At 42.6% G+C, this 1,788-nt stretch carries 2 protein-coding genes; both read left to right on the forward strand.

Annotation, left to right across the window (positions count from 1 at the left end):
• A partial coding sequence (locus AAAT87_RS15325; protein ID WP_349226914.1) for a hypothetical protein occupies window positions 1–212 on the forward strand: 212 nt, incomplete at its 5' end.
• A 136-nt stretch (window positions 213–348) separates the two neighbouring features.
• A complete protein-coding gene (locus AAAT87_RS15330) occupies window positions 349–1,167 on the forward strand; it encodes an MBL fold metallo-hydrolase (RefSeq protein ID WP_349226915.1) in 819 nt (272 codons plus the stop codon).
• Window positions 1,168–1,788: the final 621 nt, after the last annotated feature.

Raw genomic sequence — 1,788 nt, forward strand, 5'->3', positions numbered from 1 at the left:
GATGGCAAGGACCATCATGTGATCAAGCTTATAGCCACCGGTATCTCAGAGGTGGAGAAGCAAAAGAAGGAGGAGGCAGCTTAGCCTCCTTTCCCATATCTGCCATGTTTGTCTTCCAAGGCTATCTTTTAGGAGGTAGCCTTTTTTGCCGGCTCTCCAGGGTGTTATATCTATCTGGGTATTTTGGGGTTAAGTATTATGGTGGTATCTAAAAAGTGCTTTTTCTTGTGTGTATTCCTTCATATCTTGCCAATATCCTCAATATTATCAGGAAATATGGTGATATCTCAGATTTTATTTATAATTTTGTCGTAGCAATTAAGAACATCAGAAGGATATTAAAAAGTTATGGATACAAGAATCATCATATTGAGTGACAATCGTACCGATAATCCCCTGCTTGAAACGGAGCATGGTTTATCGGTATATTTAGAGTATAACGGCAGGAAGTATCTGCTCGATACCGGAGCTTCCGACTTATTCATGCGCAATGCTGAAAAGCTGGGTGTAGATTTAGGTGAGGTGGATTATTGCCTGATTTCGCATGGTCACAATGACCATATAGGTGGACTTCCTGCCTTTTTGGAGGTGAATCACAAGGCAAAGGTCATCTTATCTTCGGAGATTCCTGGGGCAGAATATGCTTCAGTCAGGCGTTATCTGCATTCTATTACAGGAAATGTGGATTTTCAGAAACATGGAGATCGGTTTGTTTTCATCAAAGAGGATTCTTATGTGGATGGTATTCATGTCTATTCTCATCTGGCTCATCATCATGCACAACCTTTGGGCGATAGAACGCTGTTGATAAAATCTGATGATGGCAAGTTTGTAAAGGATGCATTCCGTCACGAACTGGCCTTTGTAGTGGGCGATATTCTCTTTACCGGTTGTGCCCATAACGGTATTTTGAATATTCTGGAATCTATTCGGGAACCTGTCCGTTTGAGCATTGGAGGCTTTCATCTGTTGGACAGTCATTTAAGCGAGCATTATGAGACGGATGAGCAGTTGCGTGATATCTCTTCGGAATTGGCGCGCCGTTATCCGGATATGGATTTCTATACTGGACATTGCACTGGGGAGCATTGCTACGGAGTTTTATCTGAGAAAAAGGGATTGCAATTACATCAGTTTCATTGTGGGGACGAGATTGGTATAGGATGAAATTTACTAAAAATGAGTTGATTAGTCAGCGGCTGAAACCGATTTGAGAACCATTTTTTATGTATCTATTGATAGCGTCCTTTTATATTGTTATATCTTTATGAGTGTTCCTGGGGGAACGCTCTTTTGGTGCCATCTATTCAAGGCTACTCAAAGTGGTTGGGTAGCCTTGGACAAACAAGAAGTGTTTCTGGGGCTGCTGGCTCCTCTTCCTTTTGCTTCACTTTTTGGAAAGTTGGTGGCTTGTTCTTGGGAGGTAGTAGTCCTTTGCCATCCTTTTGACAGGTCTCTTTTGTCTTTGGTGTTTCCTCCTTTAGCTTGCCTTCCTTGAGGGAGGATTGGCTGGTCATCGTGGAGTGGTGACTCGAAGGCCTGGTTGAAAAAAGAGGTTAGTATAGTCTCTCTTTTCTCAGTGATGTTGATGGGTACACCAGGAATAGGTAGGGCTGGTTTTCTCAAGGTTTCTGGTAAAGGGTAGCGTCCTCTTTTTGATTTCCTGCTACTTTTATTGTTTCTTTAGGTGAGCGTTCATTCATTTTCTTAAGCGTCATCCCTTGATTTTACTTTGCAAATTTACCACAAGCGGCGACTGTCAAGGGCACACCCAGGGGGCTTGTCTCC

Source organism: Segatella sinensis (assembly GCF_040095255.1).
Taxonomy (GTDB): Bacteria; Bacteroidota; Bacteroidia; order Bacteroidales; family Bacteroidaceae; genus Prevotella; species Prevotella sinensis.